The following is a 15968-nucleotide window of genomic DNA, read 5'->3' as shown; positions in this document are numbered from 1 at the left end:
GCTACAACTGGACCCATGGCGATTCGCTACTGGCTGGGCGTGGTGCACCGCGATCACGTGCGGCGCGCTGTCTCCCTCGGCGTCGCCCAGCTGAACCACGGCTCGCGGGAGGCGCTCCGTCGCATGGGCGAGGCCGACGGCCTCGTCTACTACTCGCCCCGCGAGTACTCCCCGGACGGCCCGCTGCTGCGCGAGCTGACCGCGATCGGCCGGATCGCGGACGACGACGTCTACCAGGCGCACGACCTCGACTCGGACTCGCGCTGGCGGCCGTGGCGTCGCCGGGTGGACTACGACCTCACCGCGACCGACGCCCCCATCCGGCCGCTCGTGCCGGTGCTCGACCTCTCCCGCAACGATCCGAACTGGGGCTATCAGCTGCGCAAGGGCCTGGTCGAACTGTCCCGGCACGACTTCGAGGCCATCGTGGCGCAGATGCGGGCGACGCCGCCCGAGCCGTCACGCCGCGTCATCTCCGGCTGGGACGCGGGCGTCGGCGAACTACCATCGTCGGGTGACCGCGCCTGACCTGACGACCGAGCCCGCCGTCGTGCCCGTTCCGGGCCCGACCTCCGCCAACGCCACCACCACCGCGGCGCCCGGAACGCCCGCCGCCGCGGCCGGATCCGCCGCCCCGCACCCGCACGCCCAGTCGGGCTTCCAGGTGCGGCTGGACTGGGGTCTCGACGGGGCGCTTCTGCTGCAGGACGCGCACGTCGTTGTCGTCGTCGACGTCCTCTCCTTCTCCACGACGGTGGAGCTTGCCGTCTCCGCGGGCGTAGAGGTGCTGCCCTGGGGTGGGCCGGACGGCGCGGAGGAGCTCGCCCGCGCCGAGGGCGCGGCGCTCGCCGCCCCGCGGAACTCCCCGGACGGCCGCCTGTCGCTCGCGCCGAGCAGCGTCACCGCCCAGGCCGTCGCGGCCGTGGGGAACGGCCGGGTCGTCCTGCCGTCGCCGAACGGTGGCGCGATCGCCCGGGCGCTGGGGGAGCGCGGCCGCACGGTGATCGCCGGCAGCCTCCGCAACGCCGCCGCCGTGGCGGACGAGGTGCTCGCGCTCCAGGAGCGCCTGGGCGACCGCGCGACCGTCGCCGTGATCGCCGCGGGGGAGCGCCACGCGTCCGGGGCCCTTCGTCCCGCCGTCGAGGACCTGCTCGGCGCGGGGGCCATCGTCGACGCCCTGACCGCGGTCGGCATCGACCACTGCTCGCCCGAGGCGGCGACGGCATCGTCCGCCTATCACGCCCTCCGCCGCGGCATCGGGCACCTCGTCTCGGCCTCCGCCTCGGCGGAGGAGCTCCGCGGCGCGGACTCGACCGCGGACGTCGACCTCGCCCGCCAGGTGAACGCGTCGCGAACGGTCCCCGTGCTGCGGGAATGCGTCTTCGGCGCCTAGCGTTCCTCCTGTAGGCCGTCCATGGCGGGCGGCGCATCAGCGAAGGACATGCGATGAAAGCCGTACTCGGTGACACGATCCTTGCGGAGGCACCCCGTGAGGACCTCATCCGTATCGAGGGCAACTGGTACTTCCCGCCGGCGAGCGTGAAGTCGGAGCTTCTCGAGAAGAGCGACACCCCCTACCGCTGCCCGTGGAAGGGCGACTGCCAGTACTTCAGCCTGCGCGACGGCGACGTGCTGCTGCAGGACCGCGCCTGGTCCTACCCGAACCCGCTGCCGTCCTCGTTCGACCGCGTCGGCAAGGACTACAGCAACTACGTCGCGTTCTGGAAAGAGGCGGAGATCGTCGAGTAGCCGCGGCGAATTCCCGCGCGCCGGCGTTCCGCGTCAGCGCGCCGCGGTCGCCGCGGTGCGCCTCGCCGCGGCGACGTCGCGCTTCCGCCAGTCGATGAGGTACGCCGCGGCGAAGCGGCGGGAGCACCTGCCGCAGGACATCGGGCGGGCGGGCTTGCGGTAGCGGAAGTGCCTGTGCCCGGCCGGGCACGTGCCCACCCACGGGGCGAGGTCGTCGGCGATGGCGCCGTCGTGCAGCCGCTTGCCCTCGTACCCGATGGACGCGGCGACGGCTCGCCAGCGCGGGCCGTGTCCGGCCGCGTTCCCGGCCATCGCGTGGGCGACCTCGTGCAGCAGCACCTGGTGGATCTCGTCGTCCTCGTAGCGGGATGCGAGGTGGCGCGACACCGTGATACGCCGGCGCGTGTAGTTGCAGAGCCCGGCCCGTGTCTTCGCGTTGTCGAACCCGAACGTCCACTCGCCCGGCGTCAGGTGCAGCGCGATGAGGGCGTTCGCCCATCTCCGCACTCGTTCCAGGTCAGCCACCCGACGAGGATAACCGCGGCCGCCGACCCCGCCGCCGCGAGCCGCGGCGCTGGGGAGGATCGGGCGGCGCCTAGAGCCGTGAGGGAGCGGAACCGCCCGTGAGCAGCTCGCGGGTCACCGCGATGGCGACGGTCGTCGCGTCGTAGGGCTCGGCGGGCAGGTTGTTGCGCTCGCGGATGCCGTTCGCGTCCTCGAAGTCCACCAGGGCGCGGCGGTAGTCGCGCCGGTCGAAGTACGCCCGCCCGCGCGCCTGCAGCGCAAGCACCTCGAGATCGATCCAGTCGTGGGCGTGCGCCTCGTTCACGCAGCCGCTCAGCTCCATGAGAGCGACCTCGAACTTCTCCTGGTAGTGCTGCACCTGGGCGCGACGGATGCGCGCGGCGAGCAGGGTCTCACGGTCGCCGGTGAAGCGCGCGAGCCGCACCGCCTCGTTGGCCATCGTCCAGGCGTCGTCGATGCGGCCGACGACGCGGAGCAGCGTCACCTTCTCGGTGATGGCCGCCAGGCTGCGCTGGTTCTGCAGGTCGTCCAGGCGGTCACCGGCGGCCCGGAGGTCCACCTTCTCCCGAAGGGTCTCGCGGTCAATTCCGAGGATGATCGAGCCTGTCACCCTAGTAACTTAGCCGCCCGCCAGGGGTACGAGGTCGACCTGGATCAGCCTGTCGTCGCCATCCCGAGGCGAACCGCGCCCGTCGGTGTTGTTCGTGATCATCCAGAGGCTGCCGTCGGGACCGGCCGTGACATCGCGGATGCGGCCGTACTCGTCCCGGAAGTACTCGACCACATCACCCGCGCCGCCCTCGGCCGTCGGCTGGATCACCCAGAGCCGTTCCCCGCCGAGTCCGGCCAGGAAGAGGGTTCCGCGCACAACGGCGAGGCCGCTGGGGCTCGCGTCCCGCGTGGCCCACTGCATCACCGGGTCCACGAACCCGGCGCCGCCCCCCGTGCCCTCGACCTCGGGCCAGCCGTAGTTCCCGCCCGGCTGGATGAGGTTCAGCTCGTCCCACGTGTTCTGACCGAACTCCGCCGCCCACATGCGGCCCGTCTCGTCCCAGGCGATGCCCTGCGGATTGCGGTGCCCGAGCGAGTAGACGGGGGAGCCCGGCGTCGGGTTGTCGGCCGGCACCGAGCCGTCCGGTTCGAGCCGCAGGATCTTCCCGCCCAGGGACGCGCCGTCCTGCGCGTTGCCGCCCCGGGCCGCGTCGCCCGCGGTGGCGTACAGCTTGCCGTCCGGCCCGAACGCGATGCGGCCCCCGTTGTGGTTCCCGGCCTTCGGGATCTGCGACAGCACCTCCTCGCGGGCGCCGAGCGAGTAGGACCCGGGAGACCCCTCCAGCCGCACCCGCACGATGCGGTTGTCCGTCTCGGCCGTGAAGTAGACGTAGAGCCATCCCGCGTCGGCCGGGTCCTCGTCCTCGCCGGCGACGGTGCCTGCGGCCGCCCCGGGAGGCGCCGCGAGGCCGAGCAGCCCGCCCTCGCCGCGGGGCATGACTCCCTCGACCACGCCGACGTCCCGCAGCGCGCCGTCCGGCGTGAGCTCGCGGATCCTCGCGCTGTCCCGCTCGCTGATCAGCGTCGAGCCCGACGCGAGCCGTGCGATCGACCACGGCGCCTCGAGCCCGGTCGCGATGTCGCGGGGCGTCCCCGCCGGCTGAACCGGCCCGGGAAGGGCCTCGGGCGTCGGCGATGGGTCAGGCGACGGCGGCGCGGGCGCCGTCTCGGGCGCGGCGGTCGGGGAGGGCGCGGGCGTTCCCTGCCGCGTCCCCTCCGTGCCGGAGGTGCCGCCCGCGGCGCAGCCGGCCAGGGCCAGGGTCAGGGTCATCGCGACGAGCGTCCCGGGGTGCGCCACTCGGAGGCGCCGAGCCGCGTGCGGGTGCGAATGCGGGTGCTGATCCGGGTGCGGGGTCGAGCGGGCCACGGGTCCTCCAGGGCGTCGGTGGGCCCATTCTTCGCCGCTGGCCTCGGAGTCGCCAGAGCGCCCTGTCAGGCCGACCTGCGCCTACCAGGTGGAGGGCTTGCGTCCGGTCTGGAAGACGCTGCGCGCGGGAGGCGGCGACGGCACCGCCGTCGCGTCCGTCACGACCGGCGCCCCGGCGATGAAGTCCCGCAGTTCGGGACCGTCGACGAGCTTGGCGGGGGCGGGATCGCCGGCCAGCAGCCGGGGGAGCGCGCCGGTCGGCAGCTCGGACCGCGAGGCGGCGAGCACGATGTTCCCGAATCGCCTGCCCTTCAGCATCGAGGTGTCGGCCATCGCGGCGACGTGCGGCAGCAGGGAGGCGACCGTGGCCACCTGGCCGCGGGCGAAGGCCAGCCCGGCGCCGTCCGCGACGTTCACGGCGAGGATGCCCCTGGGCGAGAGCAGGCGCACGGCCTCCCCGTAGAACTCGACGCTCGTGACGTGGGCCGGGGTCCTCGCGCCGCCGAAGATGTCGACGACGAGGATGTCGACCGTGCCGCGCAGGCCGTCCGGCAGCTTGCCGAGCACCTCGCGGGCGTCGCCGTAGCGGAGCCGGATGGAGGCGCCACGCGGGAACGGCACGTGCTCGCGCACGAAGTCGACGAGACCGCGGTCCAGTTCCACCACCTGCTGGCGGGACTCCGCCCGCGTCGCGGCCACGTAGCGGGGGAGGGTAAGCGCCCCGGCCCCCAGGTGGACGGCGGTGATGGCCTCCCCGTCTGGGGCGACGAGGTCGATGAGGTGACCGATGCGGCGCACGTACTCGAAGGAGAGGTGGCTCGGGTCCTCGGTGTTCACGTGCGACTGCGGCGTGCCGTCGACGATGAGGGTCACGGAACCCGGGTCGTGCCGGTCGTTCTCGAGCCGGGCCGTGCCCGCGCCCACCTGCACCTCGGGTGTCGAATCGCTCACGGGTCCGAGTACATCACGCGCTGCGCGCTTCCGCCGAATCGCGCCCTCACCGGCTCAATCGCGGGCGGCCGCATCGGGAATGGGAGCACCGTGCGCGGGGTTATACCTGACAATCCACCCGAACGCAAGAATCGGCTTTACACCCAGAGCGATCCATCGTATAGTGGACCTTTGCGCTCCCTCCCCCGTGCCTTCATATTGCGGTCGGCCGTGTCGTTGCCCGGATGTACGCATCCGGACACCAATCTTCTTCCCGGGGGATGGCGAGTACTTTCCGCACCAATCTCACACACTGGCAGACGACAGTAAATATGGAGCCCCTGAGTGGGGCCCACGGAGGTTATTTCCTTGGCTGCTGCGCCTAACGCAACCACCACCACCCCCCGAAACGGCCGCAATGCATCTCGGCTGTCTTTCGCGAAAATCACCGACACGCTGACGGTTCCGGATCTGCTCGCGCTGCAGACCGAGAGCTTCGACTGGCTCGTCGGCTCGGACGCCTGGAAGCAGCGCGTCGCCGAGGCCACCGCGGCCGGCCGTGAGGACGTGCCGACCACCACGGGCCTCGAGGAGATCTTCGAGGAGATCTCGCCGATCGAGGACCTGAGCGAGACCATGCAGCTCTCGTTCACGAACCCGTTCCTCGAGGAGAAGAAGTACTCCATCGACGAGTGCAAGGAGAAGGGCAAGACCTACTCCGCGCCGCTCTATGTCGAGGCGGAGTTCATGAACCACCTCACGGGTGAGATCAAGACCCAGACGGTATTCATGGGCGACTTCCCGCTCATGACCGAGAAGGGCACGTTCGTCATCAACGGCACCGAGCGCGTCGTCGTGTCGCAGCTCGTCCGCAGCCCCGGCGTGTACTTCGACCGCGCCCAGGAGAAGACGTCCGACAAGGACATCTACTCCGCCCGCATCATCCCCAGCCGCGGTGCCTGGCTCGAGTTCGAGATCGACAAGCGCGACCAGGTGGGCGTGCGCATCGACCGCAAGCGCAAGCAGTCCGTCACCGTGTTCCTGAAGGCCCTCGGCCTCACGAGCGAGGAGATCCTCCAGGAGTTCAAGGGCGTCTCGTCCATCGAGCTCACGCTGGAGAAGGACTCCATCCTCACCAAGGAGGAGGCGCTCAAGGACATCTACCGCAAGCTGCGTCCGGGCGAGCAGGTCGCCGCCGAGGCCGCCCGCGCGCTCCTCGACAACTTCTACTTCAACCCGAAGCGCTACGACCTGGCCAAGGTGGGTCGCTACAAGATCAACCGCAAGCTCGGGATCGACGCCGCGCTGTCCGAGTCGGTGCTCACCGTCCAGGACATCATCGCCACCATCAAGTACCTCGTCTCGCTGCACGCGAACGAGACCACGATGGCCGGCGTCCGGGACGGCAAGCCGGTCGAGCTCCGCCTCGACGTCGACGACATCGACCACTTCGGCAACCGCCGCATCCGTGCGGTCGGCGAGCTCATCCAGAACCAGGTGCGCACCGGCCTCTCCCGCATGGAGCGCGTCGTGCGCGAGCGCATGACGACCCAGGACATCGAGGCGATCACGCCGCAGACCCTGATCAACGTGCGCCCCGTCGTCGCCGCGATCAAGGAGTTCTTCGGAACCAGCCAGCTGTCGCAGTTCATGGACCAGAACAACCCGCTCGCGGGTCTCACCCACAAGCGCCGCCTCTCGGCGCTCGGCCCGGGTGGTCTGTCCCGTGAGCGCGCCGGTGTCGAGGTCCGCGACGTCCACCCGTCGCACTACGGCCGCATGTGCCCCATCGAGACCCCGGAAGGCCCGAACATCGGCCTCATCGGCTCGCTGGCCTCGTTCGCCCGGATCAACTCCTTCGGCTTCATCGAGACGCCGTACCGCCGCGTCACCGATGGCGTCGTCACCGACACGATCGACTACCTGACCGCGAGCGAGGAGGACGAGTTCCTCGTCGCCCAGGCCAACGCCCCGCTGACGGCCGATTTCCGCTTCGCGGAGGACCGTGTCCTCGTCCGCCCCAAGGGCGGTGAGGTGGAGCTCGTTCCCGCCGAGAACGTCCACTACATGGACGTCTCCCCGCGCCAGATGGTGTCCGTCGCCACGTCGCTCATCCCGTTCCTCGAGCACGACGACGCGAACCGCGCCCTCATGGGTGCGAACATGCAGCGTCAGGCCGTCCCGCTGCTGCGCAGCGAGAGCCCGCTCGTCGGAACCGGTATGGAGGGCTACGCGGCCATCGACGCCGGCGACGTGCTGACCGCCGACGCGGCCGGTGTCGTCTCCGAGGTCTCGGCCGACGCCGTGACCGTGCAGCTCGACGAGGGCGGAACGCAGACCTACTACCTGCGCAAGTTCGACCGCTCCAACCAGGGCACGTCGTACAACCACCGCGTCATCGTCAACGCGGGCGACCGCGTCGAGGTCGGCGAGGTCATCGCAGACGGCCCCGCGACGGAGAACGGCGAACTCGCGCTCGGCAAGAACCTCCTCGTGGCGTTCATGCCGTGGGAGGGTCACAACTTCGAGGACGCGATCATCCTCAGCCAGAACCTGGTGAAGGACGACGTCCTCTCCTCGATCCACATCGAGGAGTACGAGGTCGACGCCCGCGACACGAAGCTCGGCAAGGAGGAGATCACGCGTGACCTCCCCAACGTCAGCCCCGAGCTGCTCGCCGACCTCGACGAGCGCGGCATCATCCGCATCGGCGCCGAGGTCCGCCCCGGCGACATCCTCGTCGGCAAGGTGACGCCGAAGGGCGAGACCGAGCTGTCGGCGGAGGAGCGCCTGCTCCGCGCGATCTTCAACGAGAAGAGCCGCGAGGTGCGCGACACGTCGCTCAAGGTCCCCCACGGCGAGCAGGGCACCATCATCGGTGTCAAGGTGTTCGACGCGCAGGACGGCGACGACGAGCTCGGCTCGGGCGTCAACCAGCGGGTCGTCGTCTACATCGCCCAGAAGCGCAAGATCACCGAGGGCGACAAGCTCGCCGGCCGCCACGGCAACAAGGGCGTCATCTCGAAGATCCTGCCCGTCGAGGACATGCCGTTCCTCGCGGACGGCACGCCGGTCGACATCATCCTCAACCCGCTCGGCATCCCCGGCCGCATGAACTTCGGCCAGGTGCTCGAGACCCACCTCGGGTGGATCGCGAAGCAGGGCTGGCAGGTCGAGGGCGAGCCCGAGTGGGCAGCGCGTCTGCCCGAGCAGGCCCGCAGCGCCGCCCCGAACACCAAGGTCGCGACCCCGGTGTTCGACGGTGCGTTCGAGGACGAGATCGCCGGTCTTCTCGACTCCACGACGGTGACCCGCGACGGGGAGCGCCTCATCGGCTCCACCGGCAAGACCCGCCTGTTCGACGGCCGCTCCGGCGAGCCGTTCCCGGCCCCGGTCTCCGTCGGCTACATGTACATCCTGAAGCTGCACCACCTCGTCGACGACAAAATCCACGCTCGCTCGACGGGCCCGTACTCGATGATCACCCAGCAGCCGCTCGGTGGTAAGGCGCAGTTCGGTGGTCAGCGCTTCGGTGAGATGGAGGTGTGGGCCCTCGAGGCCTACGGCGCCGCGTACGCCCTGCAGGAGCTCCTCACCATCAAGTCGGACGACATCCTCGGCCGCGTGAAGGTGTACGAGGCCATCGTCAAGGGCGAGAACATCCAGGAGCCGGGCATCCCGGAGTCCTTCAAGGTCCTGATCAAGGAGATGCAGTCGCTCTGCCTGAACGTCGAGGTGCTCTCGGCGGACGGCACGGCGGTTAGCCTGCGCGACACGGACGACGAGGTCTTCCGTGCCGCCGAGGAGCTGGGCATCAACATCTCCACCCGCTTCGAGTCGTCCTCGATCGACGACATCTAAGCCTGACCAGAACACGACTCGAAGCTTTCCAAGGAGAGAAGGAAAATTGCTCGACGTAACAACTTTTGACGAGCTGCGCATTGGGCTCGCCACTGCCGACGACATCCGTCGGTGGTCGCACGGTGAGGTCAAGAAGCCCGAGACGATCAACTACCGCACGCTGAAGCCGGAGAAGGACGGCCTCTTCGGCGAGCAGATCTTCGGCCCCTCACGGGACTGGGAGTGCTCGTGCGGCAAGTACAAGCGCGTCCGCTTCAAGGGCATCGTCTGCGAGCGGTGCGGTGTCGAGGTCACGAAGTCGTCCGTGCGCCGCGAGCGCATGGGCCACATCGAGCTCGCCGCCCCCGTCACGCACATCTGGTACTTCAAGGGTGTGCCGAGCCGCCTCGGCTACCTGCTCGACATGGCGCCGAAGGACCTCGAGAAGGTCATCTACTTCGCCGCGTACATGGTCATCTCGGTCGACGAGGAGGGCCGTCACGCCGACATGCCCGGCCTCGAGAACGAGCTGCGCCTCGAGATCAAGAACCTCGAGGACCAGCGCGACTCCCGCATCGCGGACCGCCTCTCGAAGCTCGAGTCCGACCTTGCCGCCCTCGAGGCGGAGGGTGCGAAGAGCGACCAGAAGCGCCGCGTGAAGGATGGCGCCGAGAAGGAGATGTCGCAGACCCGCAAGGCGTTCGACGAGGACATCACCCGCCTCGAGCGCGTGTGGGAGGACTTCCGCAACCTCAAGGTGGGCGACCTCAAGCCCGAGGACGCGGTGTTCCACGAGCTGCAGGACCGCTTCGGCATCTACTTCGACGCCTACATGGGCGCCGAGGCGATCCAGAAGCGCCTCGAGGCCTTCGACCTGGCCACCGAGAGCGACGTCCTGCACGACCAGATCGCGAACGGCAAGGGTCAGAAGAAGATCCGCGCCATCAAGCGTCTGCGCGTGGTGAACTCCTTCCTGCAGACCGGCAACTCGCCGGCCGCGATGGTGCTCCAGGTCGTCCCGGTGATCCCGCCGGAGCTGCGCCCGATGGTGCAGCTCGACGGTGGCCGCTTCGCGACCTCGGACCTGAACGACCTCTACCGCCGCGTCATCAACCGCAACAACCGCCTGCGTCGCCTGCTCGACCTCGGTGCCCCCGAGATCATCGTGAACAACGAGAAGCGCATGCTGCAGGAGGCCGTGGACGCCCTGTTCGACAACGGCCGCCGCGGTCGTCCCGTCACCGGTACCGGCAACCGCGCCCTGAAGTCCCTGAGCGACATGCTCAAGGGAAAGCAGGGTCGCTTCCGCCAGAACCTGCTGGGCAAGCGCGTCGACTACTCGGGCCGTTCGGTCATCATCGTCGGCCCGCAGCTGAAGCTGCACCAGTGCGGTCTGCCCAAGCAGATGGCCCTGGAGCTGTTCAAGCCGTTCGTGATCAAGCGCCTGATCGACCTGAGCCACGCTCAGAACATCAAGGCCGCCAAGCGCATGGTCGAGCGCAGCCGTCCGCAGGTCTGGGACGTGCTCGAGGAGATCATCCGCGAGCGCCCCGTGCTGCTGAACCGCGCACCGACGCTGCACCGCCTCGGCATCCAGGCCTTCGAGCCTCAGCTCGTCGAGGGAAAGGCGATCCAGCTGCACCCGCTCGTCTGCGCCGCGTTCAACGCGGACTTCGACGGTGACCAGATGGCCGTCCACCTGCCGCTGTCGGTCGAGGCCCAGGCCGAGGCCCGCATCCTGATGCTCGCCTCGAACAACATCCTGAAGCCGTCCGACGGTCGACCGGTGACCCTGCCCACGCAGGACATGATCATCGGTCTGCACCACCTGACGACGCTCAAGCAGGGTGTCGCCGGTGAGGGCCGCGCGTTCTCGTCCATCGCCGAGGCGATCCTCGCGAAGGACCAGGGCACGCTCGACCTGAACGCCACGGTCCGCATCCGCCTGGAGAACCTGCACTTCGCCGAGGGCACCGCGCCCGAGGGCTTCGTCGAGGGTCAGCCCGTGCTGCTCGAGACGACCCTGGGTCGCGCGCTCTTCAACGAGGCGCTGCCAGCGGACTACCCGTACGTCGAGGCTGTCGCCGACAAGGGCCAGCTCTCCGCCATCGTCAACGACCTGGCAGAGCGCTACCCCAAGGTGGAGGTCGCGGCGACGCTCGACCGCATCAAGGACGCCGGCTTCTACTGGGCCACGCGCTCCGGTGTGACGGTGTCGCTGTCCGACATCCTGACCCCGCCGAACAAGGCCGAGATCCTCTCGGGCTACGAGGCGCAGGCCCGCAAGGTGCAGGGCCAGTTCGAGAAGGGCCTCACGACCGACGCCGAGCGTCGTCAGGAGCTCATCGAGATCTGGAACAAGGCCACGGCCGAGGTTGCCAAGGCGATGGAGGACAACCTCCCCGCCGACAACAACATCAACCGCATGGTCTCGTCCGGCGCCCGCGGTAACTGGATGCAGGTTCGTCAGATCGCCGGTATGCGTGGTCTGGTGTCGAACCCGAAGGGTGAGATCATTCCTCGCCCGATCGTCCACTCCTACCGCGAGGGCCTCACCGTGGCCGAGTACTTCATCTCGACCCACGGTGCCCGCAAGGGTCTGGCCGACACCGCTCTCCGCACCGCCGACTCCGGTTACCTCACCCGTCGTCTCGTCGACGTCTCGCAGGATGTCATCATCCGCGAGGACGACTGCGGCACGACGAGGGGCCTGGAGCTGCCGATCGCCGCGGCCAACGCGGCGGGCGAGCTGGTGCAGGACGCCAACGTCGAGAACTCCGTCTACGCCCGCAGCCTGGCCGCTCCCGCGGTCAACGCCGAGGGCACCGTCGTCGCCGAGGCCGGTGAGGACGTCGGTGACGTGCTCATCGACAAGCTCGTCGCGGCCGGCGTGATGAACATCAAGGTGCGCTCCGTGCTCACCTGCGAGTCCGCCGTCGGCGTCTGCGCGGCCTGCTACGGCCGTTCGCTCGCCACCGGAATGCTCGTCGACATCGGCGAGGCCGTCGGCATCATCGCGGCCCAGTCGATCGGTGAGCCCGGAACGCAGCTGACCATGCGTACCTTCCACACCGGTGGTGTGGCGTCCGCTGACGACATCACGCAGGGTCTGCCCCGCGTGCAGGAGCTCTTCGAGGCCCGCACCCCCAAGGGTGCGTCGCCCATCGCGGAGGCCGCCGGCCGCATCACCATCGAGGACACGGATCGCAGCCGCAAGGTGATCCTGACCCCCGACAACGGTGAGGAGCCCATCGCGTACCCGGTGCTCAAGCGTGCGACCCTCCTCGTCGAGGACGGCCAGCACGTCGAGCTCGGCCAGCAGCTGCACGTCGGTGCCGTCGACCCCAAGGAGGTCCTGCGAGTCAAGGGCGTCCGCGAGGTGCAGCGTCACCTGGTCGGTGGCGTCCAGGGCGTTTACCGCTCGCAGGGTGTCCCGATCCACGACAAGCACATCGAGGTCATCGTGCGGCAGATGCTGCGCAAGGTCACGGTCGTCGACCACGGCGACACGGACCTGCTGCCCGGTGAGCTCGTCGACCGGTCGCGCTACAACGAGCTGAACCGTGCCGCCCTCGCCGAGGGCAAGCGCACGGCGTCCGCTCGCCAGGAGGTCATGGGTATCACCAAGGCGTCCCTCGCGACCGAGTCGTGGCTGTCGGCCGCGTCCTTCCAGGAGACGACCCGCGTGCTCACGCAGGCCGCCATGGAGGGCAAGTCCGACCCGCTGATGGGCCTCAAGGAGAACGTCATCATCGGAAAGCTCATCCCGGCCGGAACGGGTCTCGCGAAGTACCGCGACGTCACCGTCACCGCGACGGAGGAGGCGAAGGCCGAGCGCTACCCGAACCGCATCTTCACGGATGAGTCGGTGTTCAGCGAGAACGACCTGAGCTTCGTCGACTTCGACAGCTTCAGCTCGGACGACTACACGCCGGGTACGTACAACTAACCCGGAACGCACGACGAGAGGGCCCCGCTTCGGCGGGGCCCTTTCTCGTTGCCCGGGACCGGTACACCGCGCGGACCGGCCAGAATGGGATCTCGGACGCCGCCGGCCGGTGTGGCGTCCGGGTCCGCGGGGGAGGGGGGCGGCATGACGGCTCTCGACGTCGCCGCGCTCGTGCTCGTCGGCCTCCTCGGCCTCGCCGTCGGCTCGTTCCTCACGATCGTCGTGCACAGAGTGCCACGCGGGGAGCCGCTCGGCGGCCTGCCCGGCGCCTGCCCCGCGTGCGGCCGCCGGATCCTGGCCCGGGACGCGGTGCCCGTGCACTCCTGGCTGCTGCTCCGCGGTCGCTGCCGGCACTGCGGCGCCGCCATCCCGCGCCGTTACCCGGCCATCGAGCTCGCCACGGCCGCGCTGTTCGTGCTGGTCGCGGCCGTGATGGGGGGCGGCGGGATTGGCGGCGCATCGGGCGGCGGGACCGGCCTGCCCTGGGCCGTGCCCGCCTTCCTCTACCTCGCGGCCATCTCGGTGGCCCTCGCCGTCATCGATGCGGACACCCGCACGCTGCCGAACCGCATCGTGCTGCCCGCGTACTCGGTCTCGCTCGCTCTGCTCGCGGCCGCCAGCGCGGGCTCGGGGGACTGGGGCGCGCTCGTCCGCGCTCTCGCCGGTGCGGCGATCCTGTTCGTCTTCTACCTCGCCCTCGCGCTGGCCTACCCCTCGGGAATGGGGTTCGGAGACGTGAAACTCGCCGGCGTCCTCGGCCTCTTCCTCGGCTGGCTCGGCTGGGGGCCGCTCGTCCTCGGCGCCGTCGCCGCGTTCGTCCTCGGCGGCGTCTTCTCCCTCGTGCTGCTCGCGACCGGCCGGGTCGGGCGCAAGTCCGGCATCCCGTTCGGGCCGTGGATGCTCGCCGGAGCGTGGGTCGGGGCGCTGTTCGGCACCGTGCTCTGGGACCGGTACCTCGCGCTCGTCGGGTTCGCCTAGAACCCCGCTCCCGTCGGGGGAAACGCCGACCCTCGAGCCCCCCGCACGGGGGCGTTCTGCGCATACCCCCGGAGCCATATGATGATCCTCGGCGCGCTTCGCGCCACACCCCCACACCACAGACACGGGAACTCCCGTGTCCTGTCGCGCGCCCGCGCGGCGAGCACCGAAGAGGAGAAATGGGCGTCGTCATTGAGGCTGCCGGATGGTTCGGCTCCATCGTCACGCTGGTCGGCTTCGGCCTGTTCTCCTCCGGGCGCATCGGCAACGGCCGCCTGTACCAGCTGTTCAACCTCGTCGGCGGCGCGGCCGTCTCGGTGAACGTCGCCTCGCACGGCGCCCTTCCGTCCACCATCGTCAACACGGTGTGGGCGCTCATCGCGGCGATCACGCTCGTCCGCATGTCGCGTCGGCGCCGCGGCCCCGTGCTCACGCTCGTGCCCGACGCGGCGCCGTCGAACGTCGTGCCGTTCCTCACCGGCCCGGTCCAGGTGCTCGCCTCCTCGCTGCATCCGGCCGCGTCGCAGCCGATGGCGCACACGACCCCGATCGGCATCGTGGGCGCCGGGGCGACCGCGACGGCGGTTTAGCCCGGGATTCCGGGGCGACCGCAGTAGGGTGGCAGCGTCCGCGTCGGCCGGCGCGGACGGGGCCGACCGAGGACGGGCATGCTTCAGGACGTCATCCGGGTGTGGGCGGAGTTCTCGCTCGCCAGCGTCGTCGAGACGAACGTGCCCCCGGAGCGGGACGAATGCAGGCTGTGCCTCGAGTCCCCGTTCGCCGCTCACCCCGCGATCCCCGCCGCCGCTCCGCACGCCGCCGTGCACCCGCTGCTCGTGCATCTCGGTCAGGCGAGGGAGGAGGCGCTCTGCTCGGCGCGGCTCCAACTGCACGACAACCTCTACCGCCCGCGCTTCGCCGGCAGCCCCTTCGGCGTCCCCGGCTTCGTGGACTACGGCGAGCGGGAGGACGACATCATCGTCGCCGTCGACCTCGCGCTGTGGAAGGACCTCGCCGGACAGGACCGCGCCATCGCGCGTGCGGTCGATCGCTTCGTGAGCAATCGGCTGCTCGAACTGGAGGTCGAGGTCGGCATGGCGGTCGACCGTCCCGACCCGAATCAGCAGACGCTCTGGTGAATCACGGGCGTTCCGAGGAATAATCGGCGGCCATTCGGGGCTTGACTGGAAGGCGTCGAGGCTTCGCCCGGCCCATTTCCCGTTCCCCTCCCTGAAGGACCACATGACTCGCGCACTCTCCCTCGGTCTCCGCGGTTCCGCCCTCCTCGCCGCGGCCGCCCTCTCCCTGACCGCATGCTCGTCGAGCGGCAGCGACTCCACGGACGCGGAGGAGACCCCCGCCGCCGCCGCGGGCACGACTCTGCAGGAGATTCAGGACGCGGGCGTCCTCACCATCGGCACCGAGGGCACCTACTCTCCGTTCAGCTTCCACGAGGGCGGCAACGGCGACCTGATCGGTTACGACGTGGAGATCGCCGAGGCCGTCGCGGCTGAGCTCGGCGTCGAGGCCGAGTTCGAGGAGACCCAGTTCGACGGCATCTTCGCGGGACTCGAGGCCGGCCGCTTCGACATGATCGCGAACCAGATCTCGATCAACCCCACCCGCCTCGAGAAGTACGAGATGTCCGAGCCGTACACGGTCTCGCCCGGCGTGCTGATCGTGACCGAGGACACGACGGACATCGCCTCGTTCGAGGACCTGGCAGGCAAGACCACCGCGCAGTCGCTCACCAGCAACTGGTACGAGCTCGCCGAGCAGAACGGCGCGAAGGTCGAGGCCGTCGAGGGCTTCGCCCAGGCCGTGCAGCTGCTGCAGCAGGGCCGCGTGGACGCGACCATCAACGACTCGCTCACCCTGCTCGACTACCAGAAGCAGCAGGGCCCGTCCGGCCTGAAGATCGCGGCCGAGACGGATGACCCGTCCGAGAACGCCTTCGCGCTCCGCAAGGGCAGCACCGAGCTGCTCGAGGCCGTGAACGGCGCGCTCGCCACGCTGCGTGAGGACGGCACCATCGCCTCGATCTCCGAGAAGTACTTCGGCGAGGACGTCTCCCAGTAA

General features: G+C 69.8%; 13 protein-coding genes. 9 read left to right on the top strand and 4 right to left on the bottom strand.

Annotation, left to right across the window (positions count from 1 at the left end; all coding sequences use genetic code 11):
- Positions 1 to 15 precede the first annotated feature (15 nt).
- From DAI20_RS01980 to DAI20_RS01970, 3 genes are read left to right on the top strand one after another with little or no spacing between them, the layout of a single operon-like run.
- A complete protein-coding gene (locus tag DAI20_RS01980; protein WP_108248901.1) occupies positions 16 to 528 on the top strand; it encodes an EVE domain-containing protein in 513 nt (170 codons plus the stop codon).
- The gene (locus tag DAI20_RS01975; RefSeq protein ID WP_108248900.1) at positions 515 to 1393 is read left to right on the top strand and encodes a 2-phosphosulfolactate phosphatase; all 879 of its coding nucleotides are present in this window, start codon (positions 515 to 517) and stop codon (positions 1391 to 1393) included. Before DAI20_RS01980 ends, DAI20_RS01975 begins: the two co-directional genes overlap by 14 nt.
- Before the next feature lie 53 nt (positions 1394 to 1446).
- On the top strand, positions 1447 to 1749 hold the full coding sequence (locus DAI20_RS01970; protein ID WP_108248899.1) for a DUF427 domain-containing protein: 303 nt from the start codon (positions 1447 to 1449) through the stop codon (positions 1747 to 1749).
- 33 nt (positions 1750 to 1782) lie between these two features.
- Here the strand turns inward: DAI20_RS01970 and DAI20_RS01965 are convergent, their stop codons facing one another.
- The 4 genes from DAI20_RS01965 to DAI20_RS01950 form a co-directional block, all read right to left on the bottom strand.
- The gene (locus tag DAI20_RS01965; RefSeq protein WP_108248898.1) at positions 1783 to 2274 is read right to left on the bottom strand and encodes a SprT-like domain-containing protein; all 492 of its coding nucleotides are present in this window, start codon (positions 2272 to 2274) and stop codon (positions 1783 to 1785) included.
- Between the two features lie 70 nt (positions 2275 to 2344).
- Complete coding sequence (locus DAI20_RS01960; RefSeq protein ID WP_108248897.1) at positions 2345 to 2884, bottom strand: hypothetical protein; 540 nt, start codon at positions 2882 to 2884, stop codon at positions 2345 to 2347.
- 9 nt (positions 2885 to 2893) lie between these two features.
- Positions 2894 to 4096, bottom strand: coding sequence for a PQQ-dependent sugar dehydrogenase (locus tag DAI20_RS01955; RefSeq protein WP_108248896.1), 1203 nt, complete (start codon positions 4094 to 4096; stop codon positions 2894 to 2896).
- Positions 4097 to 4273: 177 nt separating this feature from the next.
- Complete coding sequence (locus DAI20_RS01950) at positions 4274 to 5143, bottom strand: spermidine synthase (RefSeq protein WP_108248895.1); 870 nt, start codon at positions 5141 to 5143, stop codon at positions 4274 to 4276.
- A 348-nt stretch (positions 5144 to 5491) separates the two neighbouring features.
- Here DAI20_RS01950 and rpoB point away from each other — a divergent pair, with 348 nt between their 5' ends.
- The 6 genes from rpoB (at position 5492) to DAI20_RS01920 (ending at position 15968) form a co-directional block, all read left to right on the top strand.
- Positions 5492 to 8983: a DNA-directed RNA polymerase subunit beta gene (gene rpoB / locus DAI20_RS01945; protein ID WP_108248894.1), complete on the top strand. Its 3492-nt coding sequence runs from the start codon at positions 5492 to 5494 to the stop codon at positions 8981 to 8983.
- 46 nt (positions 8984 to 9029) lie between these two features.
- Positions 9030 to 12911, top strand: coding sequence for a DNA-directed RNA polymerase subunit beta' (locus tag DAI20_RS01940; RefSeq protein ID WP_108248893.1), 3882 nt, complete (start codon positions 9030 to 9032; stop codon positions 12909 to 12911).
- A gap of 144 nt (positions 12912 to 13055) precedes the next feature.
- Complete coding sequence (locus DAI20_RS01935; protein WP_108248892.1) at positions 13056 to 13889, top strand: prepilin peptidase; 834 nt, start codon at positions 13056 to 13058, stop codon at positions 13887 to 13889.
- A gap of 179 nt (positions 13890 to 14068) precedes the next feature.
- Positions 14069 to 14479 (top strand): CBU_0592 family membrane protein, encoded by a 411-nt coding sequence (locus DAI20_RS01930; protein WP_108248891.1) that lies wholly within the window; start codon positions 14069 to 14071, stop codon positions 14477 to 14479.
- 78 nt (positions 14480 to 14557) lie between these two features.
- Entirely contained in the window at positions 14558 to 15028 is a 471-nt protein-coding gene (locus tag DAI20_RS01925) for a hypothetical protein (RefSeq protein ID WP_108248890.1), read from the top strand.
- 103 nt (positions 15029 to 15131) lie between these two features.
- On the top strand, positions 15132 to 15968 hold the full coding sequence (locus tag DAI20_RS01920) for an amino acid ABC transporter substrate-binding protein (protein ID WP_108248889.1): 837 nt from the start codon (positions 15132 to 15134) through the stop codon (positions 15966 to 15968).

This window comes from Planctomonas deserti, assembly GCF_003067705.1.
Taxonomy (GTDB): Bacteria; Actinomycetota; Actinomycetes; order Actinomycetales; family Microbacteriaceae; genus Planctomonas; species Planctomonas deserti.
Note: the sequence above shows the minus strand (reverse complement) of the source record. Positions and strands in the feature narration are given on the sequence as shown.